Source organism: Pigmentibacter ruber (genome assembly GCF_009792895.1).
GTDB classification, from domain to species: domain Bacteria; phylum Bdellovibrionota_B; class Oligoflexia; order Silvanigrellales; family Silvanigrellaceae; genus Silvanigrella; species Silvanigrella rubra.
In genome coordinates this window covers 681,721-696,800 of sequence record NZ_WSSC01000001.1, presented here as the reverse complement: position 1 = coordinate 696,800, position 15,080 = coordinate 681,721, and the positions used below count along the sequence as shown (strand labels likewise).

The window sequence follows — 15,080 nt, the reverse complement described above, 5'->3', positions numbered from 1 at the left end:
AAATAGAATTTTTAGTATATTTTATGAATTAAAATATACGTTAATGACCCGTTGTTATTAATAAAAGATATAAAAAAATAGGCGATTTAGTTGGTAAAAAATTATGACTATTTTAATTTTACAAATAAAAAATCATAATTTTTATAAATATTAAAATTATTATAAGACACTCTTATAAGAAAAAATCTTTCCTAATTTATTATTACTTCACAAAACATTTTTTAAAATTTCATAATTTTTTTGAAAAAATACTTATTATTTTTTATCCCTTTTATCTTTCTTATTACTAAACATTGCTTACTATTTTTAAATACTTAAGGGTGTAAAAATTTGACAGTATTAATTGTTTAAGATACTTTAAATTAAATCTATTAAAAGACAATGCTAAAGGCTAAAGGAACTCCAGATTAAAAATCTGGAGAGGTTATTTTGGCGTATTAAAAAGACATTTAGATTGGCAAGAGACTAATTTGTTTTTCTGCTGTCTAAGAGTTTTTTCAGTACTTCATTAACTTTTCCAGGATTTAACTTACCACCTGATAACTTCATGGCCTGACCAACAAAAAATCCAAAAAGTTTCTCTTTGCCTGATAAATAATCCTGAAGCACATTAGGGTTTTCAAGTAACACTTGTTCACATATTTTAGCTATTGAAGTATCATCAGATATTTGGATTAAATTTTTTGTCTTAACTATCTCTTCAGGTGATTGATTAGTTTCCAACATTTCTTCAAAAACATCTTTTGCAATTCTTCCGCTGATAGTCCCTGATGCCTGTAGATTTAATAATGAAACACTATACTCTAAAGGAACGGGAACTTCAGTTAAATCATCAATTGACACACCTTTTTTTTCTGCAATTATTTTACTTGCGCGCATTACATCTGTCATAAAATAATTAGAAATTTGTTTTGCTTCGATTTTTCCTTCTGTAAGCTTTAAAAGACTCTCAAAGTAACTACTGTTTATTCTTGTAGCAGTAATAACTTTTGCATCATATTCAGGTAAATTATAATTTTGAACTAGACGAGCTGCCTTAGTTTCAGGTAATTCTGGCATCTCCTTAATAACTTTTTCAATTCTTTCTTTAGTTACGACTAATGGAGGAAGATCTGGTTCGGGAAAGTAACGATAATCTTTCGCAGATTCTTTTGATCTTTGTCCGAAAGTTATATTTTTATCACTATCATACCCACGTGTTTCCATTTGTATTTCGCCACCGCTTTCCAGAACATCAAAATGCCTTTCAATTTCATAGGCTATGGCTTTTTCAATATATTTAAAGGAATTTACGTTCTTAATTTCACAACGTCTACCTAATATTTTTGATCCTTTCGGTTTAATAGAAACATTGGCATCTGCACGAAAATTACCACGCTCTAAATCCCCATCTGAAATGTCTAAATTAACAACAAAACTATGTAATTTTTTAAGATATTCTGAAGCTTCTTCTGGTGAAGAAATATCAGGTGCACTTACAATTTCAATTAAACCGACTCCTGAGCGATTGAAATCTACTAATGAACATTCACCTACATGGATATTTTTTCCAGCATCTTCTTCAATTTGAATACGCTCAATCCCAATTTTTTTTCCATTTGCTAAAATAATTTCACCACCAAAACAAATTGGTCTATCATATTGTGTAATTTGATATCCTTTAGGTAAGTCAGGATAAAAATAATTTTTTCTTGCAAATACACTTACATTTTGAATCTCACTTTTAAGGGCAATTCCCATTCTAATGGCTAAGTCAACCGCTTCTTGATTTATTGTTGGGAGCGCACCTGGTAAGCCTAAACAAGTTGGATCTATATTTGAGTTTGGAGCATCACCATAGGCATTCTTACTTGAACTAAACATTTTACTTTTTGTAGCCAATTGGCAATGGACTTCTATACCAATTACAAGATCATATTTTTGAGTGATTTCTAAAAGTTTTGGATAATGTACCAAAGAATTTCCCGTCATGGAGTGAACTTTTCCTTTTATTTATTATTTAAATAAGTTTTGTTAGACCAATTAAATTTTCTTTCTCTAATTCAGCAGCAAAGGCAACGAGTTCTGCATCTTTACCCAAAGGTGCGAGAAATTGTAATCCTACTGGCAGTTCACCTTGTTGAACTCGTGCTGGAACAGAAATTCCTGGAATTCCAACTAGATTAGCAGGTATTGTAAAGACATCAAAAAGATATTCTTTAATAGGATCAAAAGCTGTAATTCCAAATTGAAACGCACTATTAGGGGAAGTTGGTAAATAGATATAATCTACTTTTTTAAATAGTTCGTTAAATTGTTTTGTCATCAATTCACGCACAGCTTGTGCTTTTCCATAAAATGCATCGTAAAATCCTGCGCTCAATGCAAATGTACCTAACATAATACGGCGCTTCACTTCTTTCCCAAAACCTTCCGCCCTAGTTTTACAATATAAATCAAATAAATCGTCAGTATTTTTAGCTCTATGTCCAAAACGAATCCCATCAAAACGTGATAAGTTAGACGATGCTTCCGCACAGGCAATTAAATAATAAACACTTAATGTATATTCTAAAGAAGGTATTTCTACATCAATAAATTCAACACCTTTTTTTTGTAGCTCAGATTCCAAGTTCAAAAATTCTTGCATCACATTTTTGTCTACACCATCACTTAATATGCTTCTTAAGACACCAACTTTTTTCCCACGCAAAGAATACTGATCAGGGTAACTAGAATACTGACCTTTTAAGGATGTTGCATCTTTGGAATCTTCCTTTCCAAGAACCCCCATAACTAAATTCAAATCTTCTACACAGCGTGCAAAAGGAGAAATTTGATCTAGGCTCGATCCAAAAGCCACTAAGCCATAGCGAGAAACCCGCCCATATGTTGGTTTCAAACCATAAATGCCACAGTAACCAGCAGGTTGTCGCACACTCCCACCAGTATCAGAACCTAAAGTGATTGGAGCAAAACCAGCAGCACAAGTCACAGCAGAACCACCACTTGATCCTCCGCTAACCCGAGAGGTATCATGTGGATTTTTAACAGATCCATGTGCACTATGCTCATTTGCAGATCCCATTGCAAATTCATCCATGTTAGCGGTTCCAATCAAGATTGCGCCTGCTTTTTCTAAATTTTCTATCGCAGTTGCATTAAATTGACCTTTATAACCTTTTAATATTTTAGAAGCACATTCTAAAGGAAAACCAACTTTTTGAATATTCTCTTTAATTACTATAGGAACTCCATACAACGGAAGAGAGCTAGGATTGCTATAGCTTGTAAGTTTTTTTGCCTGTGCAAAAGCATAATCTTTTTGCACGCTGGTTAATGCATTTAACTCAGGATTTAAACGATCAATATTTTCAAAAAGATCGACTAAATATTCTTCAGGTGAAGATTTTTTTGCATGAAATTGTTTTACTAATTCTGCAGCACTATGTTCAAATTGATTTGTTGTATACTTTGAGGCAAATTTATTTTTATACATCACAAAAAACCTATATTAAGTAGAAGGAGTTAAAATTGCAGGAACTCGAACAAATACGCCTTCCCTTTCTGGGGCTTGCTCCAAAAATACCTGTGTTTGAATGGAGTTATTGATAACATCAGGTCTTAGACGGGAAATATTTTCACTGTCGTTATTTTGACTAGCTTTGGCCATAATAATAGCTGAACGGGCATCACCTGCTAAATCTTCCGGCAATGGGAGATCTGCCAATGCTTTAAAAGCATCTAATATTTTAGCTAGTTCAGCTTGGTAGGTAGCGATTTCTTCTTCAGTAACCTGTAATCTTGCTAGCTCTGCTATTCGTTTGACTGTTTCACGCGAAAATTCTGTTGTCATATAAGAAAATCCTTTCAAAGCCCTCTAATAGAACAAATTGACAAAGTAATCTGATAGAAGCATTGAATCAACCATCAAATGCATTTATGGATAAAATGGCTCGACGAATAATGGAGACACTCATGAGAATTGCAATATCAGGACATAGTGGTTGTGGTAATACGACCGCAACAACAAATGTAGGCAAAGCTTTACAATTAAAAATAGTTAATTATACCTTCCGTGATTTAGCGCGAGAACTTTCCGTAAATTTCGAGGAATTACATAAAGAGGCCGCAACAAATCTCATCTATGATTATTTAACAGATTTAACCTTAATTAGAAACGCTATTTCTAATGAAAATATAGTTATTGGTACGCGCTTAGCTGCCTGGTTGATGGATGCTGAGTTACGTATCTGGTTGCAGGCTCCGCTTGAAGCTAGAGCTTCACGCATAAATCGCCGCCAAACAGAACAAGAATCTAGCTATGAACAGGTATTATATAAAACTTTAAAAAGAGATGAACAAAATAGAAAACGTTACTTGCGTCTATATGGTTTAGACATTGAAGACCATAGTGATTTTGATATTACAATTAATACTGAAAAATTAACTGCTGATCAGGTTTCAAGTTTGATTGTAGCAGCAGCAAAATGGGCGAAAAAAAGTCAATTAGAACGTAAAAATCTTCATCTTGCACGTATTCAAGAAATAATTGCAGAAAATCTCCAAATTCCTTTGGAAGCAGTTCAAAATCCTAAATATAAAATAAATATTGTAGAAATTTATAATAAATTAAAGAGTGTGAAGTAACGAAATTGGATTGATTTACTATTTTCATGCAAAGAATTATTCACTGCAAGAATGTTCTAATTTATTTTAAAAAACTAAATTACCTAAATAAATAACTTTAATAAATTAAGCTGCATAAAAATTTTAATTTTTATGCAGCTTTATCTAAAAAATTAGACACAGAAATATGCAAAAAAAAACATATAAATTAATATTTTGGTAAGCTTTCTCGTTTGACAGATTTTTTATTTTCTATATTTAAATTTCTGGAATTTGTTTCAATGTCCCATTAGAGTTGACTTAGCTTTCGCTAATAATAATGTTGGAGCAATAGTGATGTCAGTATGGAAAACAAGTTGATTGGCAAATAAAGCTTCTAGAACTTATTTTACATGTATCTAAAGAACTGCATCTTAAATATTACAGCGCCTTGTGATTATTAATTACATAAATTAATTTCTTAATTATAGTTTACTTAGTAAAGTAGTAAAAGCATCTAAGAATGGATATTACAATTAGAATATAAATAAAGATACATAAAAAAAGTCTTTATATAAATTTCAATTCTTGTAATTTTACGTCATACAAACTTAACCAAATTTAGATAACTTAAATCCCCTATATACCAACTAAAGGGGTACACTTCTTTAGTTACATAGATTATATATCATCATTTTAATTTAGGTTGCAAATTAATATATAAAATTTTTCTATCTATTAGTTTATAGATTTCTAAAACTTGTTTTTTCCTTCTAAAAAGCATAAAGCATATGCGCTTGATTTTTTGTGCACTTTATTTCTAAGGAGGAACTTTGAACTCAAAAATATTTATCTTACAATTATTAACTATAATTTTTTTTATATTATCTTGCCGCTTGCATTTTGACTAAGGCAGGATGAAAACTAAAGAAAATCAACCATATAAAGAAGAGTTTAAGATTGAAAAAAATTTTTCACCAGAAATAATGAATCCTCATAAAGTATTTAAAGCATATGAACCTCTCTTTAAAAGAACTTCTTTTAATTTAGATCCCGCAGCTATAAAAGAATGGAATCATGATTTAAGTTTTTTTGTAGTAAAAAATAATGTCTTTGAATATTTAAAAATAAATGATACTAGATTTATCTATTTTCCTCCAATTTTTTATTATAAATCTAATGAAAAATTGGATTTATAAGTAGAAATATATTTTGCCTCTAAGTATCATATTAATAAACAAAGACATCTAATTTATTTAGAAATAGAAAATAATTATTCAATTATATATAGAGAACCTATTGCGATGGAAGAAATAATTGGTGATTTTTCAGGGAGTAATCCCACTGGATTTAAAAAATATATTATAAAAATCAAAGACTTACCTTATGCGTATAATTTAATGCCAAAAATTTACGCAACAGATGATATGGAAAATAGAAAAATTGAAATATTTATTAAGAATATATCTTATTTTATAAAACCTAAAATGAAAGTTAATGAAAATGATCAAAATTAAATTTTTAATATCTATTTATTGCTTTTTAGTTTCGTTTAATGTCTTTTGTTCTACAGCTCAAATCGTTACATTAGAAAAAAATATGAAACTATTTAAAAATATTAATTTAAATTCAAAGCAAAATATTTGTAATATATTAATTGAAAAAATAAATGGTAAAAATATTTTTTCACATAAAGTTTTATATGATGTAAATAAATTAGATGAGATTGATAAAATAATAACTGAGTTTAGATATGGAGTTCATACCCTTAACACAATTTTAGAAAGCTGTATCCAAGAAACAGAAAAAAAAGTAAAATTTAGTGTTGAAAGAATCAATCCACCAGTTATAATAAAAAATGATAATAATTTTCAATTACCTAAATTTGATATATATTTTGAAATTATTGACGGTTTTTGGGAAATAACACAAGTTGTATCTGAAAATTGTTTTTCATTATTATCTGAAACATTAGAATATCGTTATTTACAGATGTCCGAAAAATATAATACTGTTCTAGGTTATGATCCTCAATTTAAAATTATTGAAAATGATACTTGTCCAGCTCATGCAAAAGCAGTAAAAGATCATTTTACTAATTTTATAAGAAAATAAATTCTTTTTAGCTATAATAAATTAGCTCAAATATCTTAATCTAAAAATACAAAACTGCATTTTTTTCTTTTTTAACTTTATGTCACTTCTGTGCTGATAATTTAGAAAGAAAAAAATACACAAATTAAAACTAGCTATTATTGAATATAAACCTTTATATCAATATATACAAAAAAACACTCTAAAAAAATAACTCTTATTGTGAAAATAGATTAAAACAAATGCACACATCAGATGAATTACAAAAATTAATTAAAAAATATGCAAAAAAAGAATTAGAAAAATCTTTAATTAGATAAAATTGTATTTTTAAATCTGCATAAATCTACAAAGAACAAAATTGTTCTTGTAATAATATCGTATCTTACATATTATTAAAAAACTTGAATTTAAGAAACAACCTTATGGAGCAATTATGAATTTTACTGATCAATACGAATGGGCAGTTGTAGGAGCAGGACCTGCAGGAATTGCAGCAGTAGGAAAATTACTCGATAATGGTATAAATTCAAATAAAATACTATGGATTGATCCTGATTTTAGTGTCGGAGATTTTGGAAAAAAATGGCATTTGGTACCTAGCAATACGAGAGTCAAATTGTTTTTGAATTTTTTGACAGAATGTAGTTCATTCGACTTTTTGCAGAAAGACCAAATATTCGAAATTGAAAAAATACCTACCGATGAAACATGTAATTTAGGTATAATGGCAGAAGCACTGCAATGGATTACAAATCATTTAAAATTAAAAGTTCACTTTAAAGAAGATATTATGACTACTTTAAAAATGAAAAACCGTTTTTGGCAATTAGATTTCCAAAACAACAAGCAAATATTTTCTAAAAATGTTATTTTAGCAACAGGTTCTGAAGAAAAAACATTAACTTATTCTGATTTAAAAACAATACCACTTGAAATTGCATTAAATCCAAATAAGCTAAAAGATTATAGCAATACTTATACCTCTATAGCGGTTTTTGGATCTTCTCATTCAGCAATTCTTGTATTAAGAAATATTTTAGAAAATTGTCCCAATACAAAAGTTTTTAATTTTTATAAGTCACAACTTTGTTACGCTTTAATTTCAGGAGATACTATTTTACACGATAATACAGGATTAAAAGGTACGACTGCACAATGGGCAAAAGAATATTTGCATGGAAATTTACCAGAAAATCTTACTCGCATTCATATTGAAGATGATAATTCCAAGACTGAATTATTAAAATGCACCCATGCCATTTACGCTATAGGATTTCAAAAAAGAAATATTCAGATAGATGGATTTTCAAATTGTGAATACAATCCTCAAACTGGAATAATAGCTCCTGGATTATTTGGATTTGGTATTGCATTTCCCCAATTAAAACAAGATAAATTTGGCAACAAAGAATACCATGTTGGTTTATGGAAATTTATGAATTATATAAATAATATTATGCCAATTTGGCTAAGTTATTCGATATAAAAATAAAATTAAATCAAAAAACATCCTCAAAAAGGTTTAATTTTTATGAAAAAGATAACACTGTCAAATGGTCTAGAAATGAACTACAAGGATTTTGGTGAGGGTTTTCCAATTATTCTTGTACATGGTACCCCAAGTTCATCAGATGAGTTTGTTAATCTAATGCTGATTATTAAAGAAAAATACAGAGTAATAGCTTGTGATCATATTGGGTTTGGCGAATCATCTAAACCTTCTAATTACCAGTATCTCATCACACAGCATCAAAATAATTTTAACGAATTTATGGCATTTTTAAATCTTCCTAGATTTCACATCATCATTCATGATTTTGGAGGAATCATTGCTTTACCTTATATTCTAAAAAATTTAAATAAAGTCTCTAGTTTAGTTATTTGTAATTCTTGGGCTTGGAAAATGAGTAAAATTGAATATTTTCCTTCTTGGATGCGATCTTTAATGGCATCTAATCTGGCAAAATATTTATATTTACATAAAAATTTTTCTCCCAGATTTTTTGTGAAACTCGCCTGGGGAAAATTTACTATTTTAAACACCGAAAAACATAACATATATATCCAAAAATTTAAAATTCCCGCTGAACGTCATGGAACTTGGGGATTTGCACAAGCGTTAGTTCATGAAAATTCTAATATCTGGAAAATAGAGAATGAGTTAAGCAAATTAAATGGAACAAAAATATTGTTACTTTGGGGAGCAGCTGATCCTCTAATAACTTTGAAATCTTTTAATTATTGGAAATTACTTCTACCCAATGCAAAAGATATAAAACTAGAAAAAGTCGGTCACTTTTTACTTGATGAAGCACCTGAATTGTGCGCAAAAGAGTTAATCCAGTTTTTTCAAGAAAATGAATAAAACTATAATTTATATGCACAAAAAAATTAATACATAAAATATCTATCCCTATTATTTTAAATAGATAAAATTTTAATAATTATTTTGGGTATTAAAATTGACATCTGACCTAGCCTGAATTAATAAATAGCATATTGATAATGATTATCATTATCTTATAAACCTAATGATTTTATTGAAAAAAAAGGGCTTCTTATGAAATTCAAACTCGTTTCAGCAATGCTTTCTTTGTGTGCATCGTTCTGTTCCCTTAACAGTTATGCAACAGTTTATCCAACGCAAGTGACCGCAGAAAATGGAAAAGTAACCATTCAAAAAAAACCTGAACGGATTATTGTTTTAGAATTTGGAATTTTAGATGAATTAAAATTACTAGGAGTAAAACCTATTGGCATGGGAAAAAGTGATAATACAGAAGGTCAAGATCCTGCACACTTACAAGAATTCATCAAAGATATTGCAAGTGTTGGAACTAGGGATGAGCCAAGTTTAGAAGCAATTGCAAAACTAAAACCTGATCTCATTATAGGTGATGCTTCATTTGTCATGAACATTCTTCCTCAGCTAAATAGAATAGCTCCAACTATATTAATGAATGGTATTTTAGGTGATCCAAAAGAGCAAATCAAAAATTTACATACACTCGCCAAAATTACAAATACAGAAAATAAAGTTCCTGGAATTATTAGTCACTATGAAAAAATAAGAACTCATGCATTAAATGTTGCTGCTAAATCGAAGAAAAAAACAGTTTTAATTGGATATATAACTCCAAGTGGTGTGTTTAGAGCTTTAACTTCAAATGCAATTGCTACTCCAATATTAAATGAATTGAATAAAGAAAATTTAGTAAAAGAAACTGATGTTATGCATAGAATTGAAATGACTGTTGAAGGTGTTATCAGTAAAAATCCAGATCAAATAGCAATTTTACTTACTGATGGAAATATGGACCCATATAAAAAACTTGAAAAAAACCCACTTTGGAAAGATGTCAGAGCTTTAAAAGAAGATCAAATTTATTTCTTAGATAGAAATGTTTGGGCAAAGACACATGGTATTGAAGCAATGGAAATTATGTATAAAGAAGCAGAAACATCCGGTTTTTTAGAAGCTATTCCACAAAGCAAAAAAGCTAAATTAAACTAAAATAAAAATTTTACGTAGAAATAAAAATGAAAAATCTATTTATTTCTACTAAATGAGCAGAGGCAAAAATGAAAAATATAGCCGTCCTAGGGTGCGGACATGGAGGTCAAGCACTAGCAGGTCACTTAGCTTTACTTGGTTTATCTGTTAATTTATATGCTCATCCAAACCACTTGGGTGGTTTAAATCTCGTAAAATCTAAGGGTGGAATTGATTGTCAAGGAACAGTTCAAGGTTTTGGAAAATTAAACTGCATTACGACAGATTTAAATTTAGCAATCAAAGATACAGATATTGTATTTATCTGCTTGCCGGTTGTTGCACATGAGTCAATTTTTATTAATTTACTACCATATTTACAAGAAAATCATATTGTAGTTAATTTATCAGCTCAATTTTCAGGTATATTTCAAAAAGAAATTCTAAATCGCTCTAATTGGGAAAAAAATATTATTATAGCTGATGTTACATCTTTTCCTTATGCCTGCAGATGCGAATCACCTGGACAAGCAAATATTGTCTCTATAAAACAATCAATGGGAATTGCTTCGTACAATTACAATTTAAGTTTTGAAGTCGCTAGTATATTGAATAAATTTTTTCCAAGTAAATTAAGAGTCATGTCTAGTTTTATTGAAGTTGGATTGTATGACCCCTGTGGAGTTACTCATCCGGCAAATGTGTTGTTTAATGCTGGTAGAATTGGAAATAATTTAGAATTTTATTTTTATAAAGATGGAATTACAAAAGAAACAGCATCTTTTCTTGAAAAATTAGATGAAGAAAGAATAGAAATTGGACTTAAATTAAAACTTAACTTGCCAAAATTTTATGAAGTTATGAATGAATATTATGAACTTTCATTCAATAATATTTATGATTTTTATAAACTATCTCCTATTCATAATAAAAAAACATTTTGCCCAGCAGCTATCAATCATCGTTACATCACGGAAGATGTTCCATATTCTTTAGTTCCTTGGCTAACTATCGGCGAAGCTTTAGGAGTAAAATGCTCCGCAATGCGCAATATTGTTGAAATTTCTTCATTGTTAAATAATACAAACTATTTTGAAAAAGGTCGTATTATCAGCGAAGCTCACTTACGAGAATTTCATAAATGTGGATAACTGAAGCAATTTTTAGCGCAATAATTTTTGGACTTGCAAGCGTAATCATGAAATCTTCTACGCTTCGAAAACAAATTGAGCAATATTTATTATGGGGTTTATACTTAGCGGGTGGGTTATTTTTTTATTCACAATGCTATAAAGAAATATATTTATCTAATAATATTTTTTTATATATTTGGGCTATTTTGATTGGCCTAGGTTCTTTTTATGGAAATTGGTTTGTTATTAAAGCTCTGGAAGTCGGCCCTGCAAGCTTAACAGCCCCTATGCTAAGTCTAAATATTCCATTAATAATTATTATGTCAATTTTTATTTATCATGAAGAAATTAGTATTATTAAAATTGCTATTATTGTTTCTCTATTTGCTGCAATTATTGTTGTGAAAATAGACCCAAATGAAAAATTAGTGATTAAAGATAATAAATGGTTTATATGGGTAATTTTAGGTTCTTTATTTTTATTCCTTCGAGAAGGAGGATTAAAAATAACTCAAGAAATAAAACTAAATAACACTATAGTTTTACTATATTCCTATATTTTTTGTTTTATTCTCTCCTCTACTGCAATTATTTTAAAAGAAAAAAGAATATTTAAAGCGGATATAAATTTAAATAAAACTAGTTTTAGTATTGCTTACTTAATGAAAATTATGAAAGAAAAAAATAGAAGCTATGGAATAATTTTTGGATTAATAACGGGATTTTGTTCTGGATTAGGCTTATATCTGTATTCTCAAGCTTTACTAACTGGACCAACAAGTTTAGTTGCTTTAATTTTTTCAGCAAGAAGTCTTGTCATAGTCCTTCTTTCATACATTCTACATAAGGAACGTTTATCTTTATTTCAAAAATGTTCTGTAATTCTTCTATGTTTAGGACTTTCCCTTGCAAGTTTTATCAAGTAAAAAATACAATTTTTTTATATATCTTCTTTTAATTACATTTTTAATATTTTTTTTCTTTTTAGAATTATCATTAGGGCCTATAAAGATCTCTTTTAAAGAAGTCTTAGAAAATTTGTTTTTCCCAACTGATAAATTAGAAAGCCGTTTAATATTTGATACAAGACTACCTAGAGCCATTACAGCTTGTCTAGTTGGTGCAGCGTTAGGTTTGGCTGGTATGAATTTACAGTTCATCAGTCAAAATTCTATGGCATGTCCAAGCTTATTAGGAATAAATCAAGGAGCAGGATTAGGAATAATATTAACTCTCGCATTTTATCCATTTTGTCACCCAATTTTATATTTGTTTTTTTCTTTAATAGGTGCTGGAATTGCAACAGGGCTTATTTTTTATATTTCTAATAAAGTTGGAATTACGCCATTAAAATTTATTTTAGCAGGACAAGCAATAAATGCATTATTTTATGCTTTTATCCAAGCTATTTTAATTTTTCTTCCAACAAGATCGGGAGTTATTTTAATTAATTTGAATGGATCTTTAGCTGGATCATCTTGGGAGTTATTAAAATGGACTTTTTTTCCTGTTCTATTATCATTAGGATTAAATATCTTAAATTTGAAAAACTTACATCTACTTTCTTTTGGCAAAACTACAGCAGCATCTGTTGGACTTAATTATAAATTTAATATTGCTTTTTTTCTTTTCTTAACTGTTCTCTTAAGTTCTTTTTCGGTTGCTTTAATTGGGCCTATTCTGTTTTTGCCCTTGATAATAAATCATTTTAGTAAATTGGCCATCGGACAAAATCCATATTTACTTGCACCATTTATTGTTTTATTTGGGGCAACTTTTATTTTAATTTGTGATAGTTTAATGAAATATCTTTTTGCTGAAAAAGAAGTTGCAATAGGGCTTTTAATAGCAATCATTGGAGCGCCTATTTTAATTTTAACCTCTAGATTAAAACTGAACAAAAAACATGCTTAAAACTAAATCAAGTAAATGTATTTTTATCATGCTATATTTTTTTCTTCTTCTATTTATTTCAACTGTATCATTAAAATTTGGCATAGAAAATTATTCTCTTAAAAATATATACTTAACTCTAGTAAATAAAAATTTAGAAGATCAATCTTTTTTTATTTTGCATGACATTCGCATGCCTAGAATTATTATTGGTGCATTTTGTGGAATGCTGTTTGCTGTATCAGGTAGCATTCTTCAAAGTGTATTTCATAATCCAATGGCAGCTCCTGACATTCTAGGAATTAATTCGGCTAGTTCGTTTTTTATTTTACTATATACATTTTATTTTTCTAAATTTTTTGAACTACCAACTATTTACTTTTCAATATTTGGTGCAATGCTTGGCTTTTTTCTTGCAATATTTTTTACTATAGAAAAAAGACAAATTTCACAATTTCGCCTAATTATTGTTGGTATAGCTTGCGGTGTTTTATTTAAAGCACTTTGTCAATTTTTAATTATGCAATCAGATGCAAAATTAAGCTCTATATTAAAATTTATTACTGGCACTTTGTATCATTCTACATGGAAAATAATTGAACAAATATTTCTTCCTGGTTGTTTTTTTCTTCTTTTAGCATTTCTATTCCTAAAAAAACTAGATCTGTTACTTTTAAAAGATCCTGATTCAAAAAATTTAGGATTTTCTCCCTTACCTTGGAAATTTTTCTATATTTTAGTTGCCTTAGGTTTATCAGCTACTGCTGTTTCTGGATGTGGGAGTTTAGGTTTTATAGGTCTAATTTCTCCTAATATTTCTAAATTATTTTTTGGTAGTCAACATAAATTTAATTTAATTGGTTCAGCTTTTATAGGAGCAAATATCACAATTTTAAGCGATTTCTTCGGTCGAATTATTTTTCCACCTTATGAAATTCCTGTTGGACTTATCACAATCATTTTAGGAGTTCCATACTTTTTATTTCTTTTAAAGAAAACAAGTAAGTATAAAGAATAAGATTAAAAAAGAAGTAATTAAAATCATATCTAATATTTCATTTTACAATTTAATTATAGAAAACATAACAGTTTAAGCAACAGTATGAGAATAAAATAAAATTGGTTTTTTATTTTGATCGAAAAAGCAATTAAATTCTATGTCAAATACAGAATTTAATATTTTACTATCCAAAATATTTTGTACTTTATCATAAGCTTTAATTTTTCCATTAGCCATCACAATTAATTCATCTGAGTAATGAATAGCATGATTTAAATCATGATGAACCATTACAATTGTTTTACGTTGTTCTTGATTGATATTTTTTAATAGATTTAAAATTTCAATTTGATGTCTAATATCTAAATAAGTTGTCAATTCATCTAAAAATAAACATTGACTATTTTGTGCCAAAGCCAAACCAATCCACGCTCTTTGTCTTTGCCCTCCAGATAGTTCGGAAATATAGTGTTCAGCAAAGGCGGTAAGACTCGTTACTTTTAATGCCCAATTTATAATTTCATTGTCATTTTGTTTGTCAAACTTAAATAAAGATTGATAAGCATAACGTCCATATTGGACTAACTGCCGAACAGTTAAATCATCTGGTGCAACAGGTGACTGAGATAAATAAGCAATTTTTTTAGCAAGTTCTTTTCGATTCATTGTTTGAATTGAAGATTCATTAAAGAAAATATTACCACTTTGAGGAGAAATAGAACCTGCAAGTAACTTTACGAGAGTAGATTTTCCCGAACCATTTGGACCCACAATGGAAATCATTCTTCCTTCATCAATTGTTAATGAAATTTGTTTTAAAAATGTATCGTTTGAATATGAAAAACTGATGTCTTTGGCAAGTATATAACTCATAAAA

General features: G+C 28.8%; 15 protein-coding genes. 11 read left to right on the top strand and 4 right to left on the bottom strand.

Going from position 1 to position 15,080, the window contains the following annotated elements; translation table 11 throughout:
- Positions 1 to 465 precede the first annotated feature (465 nt).
- Genes gatB through GOY08_RS02925 form a run of 3 tightly spaced genes read right to left on the bottom strand, consistent with a single transcriptional unit; the run spans position 466 to position 3,835 of the window.
- A complete protein-coding gene (gene gatB / locus GOY08_RS02935) occupies positions 466 to 1,971 on the bottom strand; it encodes an Asp-tRNA(Asn)/Glu-tRNA(Gln) amidotransferase subunit GatB (protein ID WP_158997071.1) in 1,506 nt (501 codons plus the stop codon).
- Positions 1,972 to 1,999: 28 nt separating this feature from the next.
- Positions 2,000 to 3,478 carry an Asp-tRNA(Asn)/Glu-tRNA(Gln) amidotransferase subunit GatA gene (gene gatA, locus GOY08_RS02930; protein ID WP_158997070.1) on the bottom strand — a complete coding sequence of 493 codons (1,479 nt, stop codon included), beginning with the start codon at positions 3,476 to 3,478 and terminating at the stop codon, positions 2,000 to 2,002.
- Positions 3,479 to 3,493: 15 nt separating this feature from the next.
- On the bottom strand, positions 3,494 to 3,835 hold the full coding sequence (locus GOY08_RS02925) for an Asp-tRNA(Asn)/Glu-tRNA(Gln) amidotransferase subunit GatC (RefSeq protein ID WP_158997069.1): 342 nt from the start codon (positions 3,833 to 3,835) through the stop codon (positions 3,494 to 3,496).
- Positions 3,836 to 3,957: 122 nt separating this feature from the next.
- On the opposite strand from GOY08_RS02925, the gene cmk reads away from it, so the two are divergent.
- The 11 genes from cmk to GOY08_RS02870 all read left to right on the top strand — a co-directional run bounded on the left by cmk (position 3,958) and on the right by GOY08_RS02870 (position 14,221).
- Positions 3,958 to 4,629: a (d)CMP kinase gene (cmk, locus tag GOY08_RS02920; RefSeq protein WP_158997068.1), complete on the top strand. Its 672-nt coding sequence runs from the start codon at positions 3,958 to 3,960 to the stop codon at positions 4,627 to 4,629.
- 875 nt (positions 4,630 to 5,504) lie between these two features.
- Positions 5,505 to 5,786: a hypothetical protein gene (locus GOY08_RS02915; protein ID WP_158997067.1), complete on the top strand. Its 282-nt coding sequence runs from the start codon at positions 5,505 to 5,507 to the stop codon at positions 5,784 to 5,786.
- A 105-nt stretch (positions 5,787 to 5,891) separates the two neighbouring features.
- Positions 5,892 to 6,104, top strand: coding sequence for a hypothetical protein (locus GOY08_RS02910; RefSeq protein ID WP_158997066.1), 213 nt, complete (start codon positions 5,892 to 5,894; stop codon positions 6,102 to 6,104).
- 82 nt (positions 6,105 to 6,186) lie between these two features.
- Positions 6,187 to 6,702, top strand: coding sequence for a hypothetical protein (locus GOY08_RS02905; RefSeq protein ID WP_158997065.1), 516 nt, complete (start codon positions 6,187 to 6,189; stop codon positions 6,700 to 6,702).
- Positions 6,703 to 7,117: 415 nt separating this feature from the next.
- Positions 7,118 to 8,170: a SidA/IucD/PvdA family monooxygenase gene (locus tag GOY08_RS02900; RefSeq protein WP_158997064.1), complete on the top strand. Its 1,053-nt coding sequence runs from the start codon at positions 7,118 to 7,120 to the stop codon at positions 8,168 to 8,170.
- A 45-nt stretch (positions 8,171 to 8,215) separates the two neighbouring features.
- On the top strand, positions 8,216 to 9,049 hold the full coding sequence (locus GOY08_RS02895; protein WP_158997063.1) for an alpha/beta fold hydrolase: 834 nt from the start codon (positions 8,216 to 8,218) through the stop codon (positions 9,047 to 9,049).
- Positions 9,050 to 9,244: 195 nt separating this feature from the next.
- A complete protein-coding gene (locus GOY08_RS02890) occupies positions 9,245 to 10,198 on the top strand; it encodes an ABC transporter substrate-binding protein (RefSeq protein WP_158997062.1) in 954 nt (317 codons plus the stop codon).
- A 68-nt stretch (positions 10,199 to 10,266) separates the two neighbouring features.
- The gene (locus GOY08_RS02885) at positions 10,267 to 11,328 is read left to right on the top strand and encodes an NAD/NADP-dependent octopine/nopaline dehydrogenase family protein (RefSeq protein ID WP_158997061.1); all 1,062 of its coding nucleotides are present in this window, start codon (positions 10,267 to 10,269) and stop codon (positions 11,326 to 11,328) included.
- On the top strand, positions 11,319 to 12,236 hold the full coding sequence (locus GOY08_RS02880; protein WP_158997060.1) for an EamA family transporter: 918 nt from the start codon (positions 11,319 to 11,321) through the stop codon (positions 12,234 to 12,236). The genes GOY08_RS02885 and GOY08_RS02880 overlap by 10 nt, the downstream gene beginning before the upstream one ends.
- The gene (locus tag GOY08_RS02875; RefSeq protein WP_158997059.1) at positions 12,217 to 13,224 is read left to right on the top strand and encodes a FecCD family ABC transporter permease; all 1,008 of its coding nucleotides are present in this window, start codon (positions 12,217 to 12,219) and stop codon (positions 13,222 to 13,224) included. The genes GOY08_RS02880 and GOY08_RS02875 overlap by 20 nt, the downstream gene beginning before the upstream one ends.
- A complete protein-coding gene (locus GOY08_RS02870) occupies positions 13,217 to 14,221 on the top strand; it encodes a FecCD family ABC transporter permease (RefSeq protein WP_158997058.1) in 1,005 nt (334 codons plus the stop codon). The genes GOY08_RS02875 and GOY08_RS02870 overlap by 8 nt, the downstream gene beginning before the upstream one ends.
- 72 nt (positions 14,222 to 14,293) lie before the next feature.
- On the opposite strand, the gene GOY08_RS02865 is transcribed toward GOY08_RS02870, so the two are convergent.
- On the bottom strand, positions 14,294 to 15,076 hold the full coding sequence (locus GOY08_RS02865; RefSeq protein WP_158997057.1) for an ABC transporter ATP-binding protein: 783 nt from the start codon (positions 15,074 to 15,076) through the stop codon (positions 14,294 to 14,296).
- Positions 15,077 to 15,080: the final 4 nt, after the last annotated feature.

Coding starts and splice junctions, on each gene's coding strand:
- gatB (WP_158997071.1), bottom strand. CDS start 1,971: ATGACGGGAAATTCTTTGGTACATTATCCAAAACTTTTAGAAATCACT.
- GOY08_RS02905 (WP_158997065.1), top strand. CDS start 6,187: ATGAAACTATTTAAAAATATTAATTTAAATTCAAAGCAAAATATTTGT.
- GOY08_RS02900 (WP_158997064.1), top strand. CDS start 7,118: ATGAATTTTACTGATCAATACGAATGGGCAGTTGTAGGAGCAGGACCT.
- GOY08_RS02890 (WP_158997062.1), top strand. CDS start 9,245: ATGAAATTCAAACTCGTTTCAGCAATGCTTTCTTTGTGTGCATCGTTC.
- GOY08_RS02870 (WP_158997058.1), top strand. CDS start 13,217: ATGCTTAAAACTAAATCAAGTAAATGTATTTTTATCATGCTATATTTT.
- GOY08_RS02895 (WP_158997063.1), top strand. CDS start 8,216: ATGAAAAAGATAACACTGTCAAATGGTCTAGAAATGAACTACAAGGAT.
- cmk (WP_158997068.1), top strand. CDS start 3,958: ATGAGAATTGCAATATCAGGACATAGTGGTTGTGGTAATACGACCGCA.
- GOY08_RS02880 (WP_158997060.1), top strand. CDS start 11,319: ATGTGGATAACTGAAGCAATTTTTAGCGCAATAATTTTTGGACTTGCA.
- GOY08_RS02915 (WP_158997067.1), top strand. CDS start 5,505: ATGAAAACTAAAGAAAATCAACCATATAAAGAAGAGTTTAAGATTGAA.
- GOY08_RS02910 (WP_158997066.1), top strand. CDS start 5,892: ATGGAAGAAATAATTGGTGATTTTTCAGGGAGTAATCCCACTGGATTT.
- GOY08_RS02865 (WP_158997057.1), bottom strand. CDS start 15,076: ATGAGTTATATACTTGCCAAAGACATCAGTTTTTCATATTCAAACGAT.
- GOY08_RS02885 (WP_158997061.1), top strand. CDS start 10,267: ATGAAAAATATAGCCGTCCTAGGGTGCGGACATGGAGGTCAAGCACTA.
- gatA (WP_158997070.1), bottom strand. CDS start 3,478: ATGTATAAAAATAAATTTGCCTCAAAGTATACAACAAATCAATTTGAA.
- GOY08_RS02925 (WP_158997069.1), bottom strand. CDS start 3,835: ATGACAACAGAATTTTCGCGTGAAACAGTCAAACGAATAGCAGAGCTA.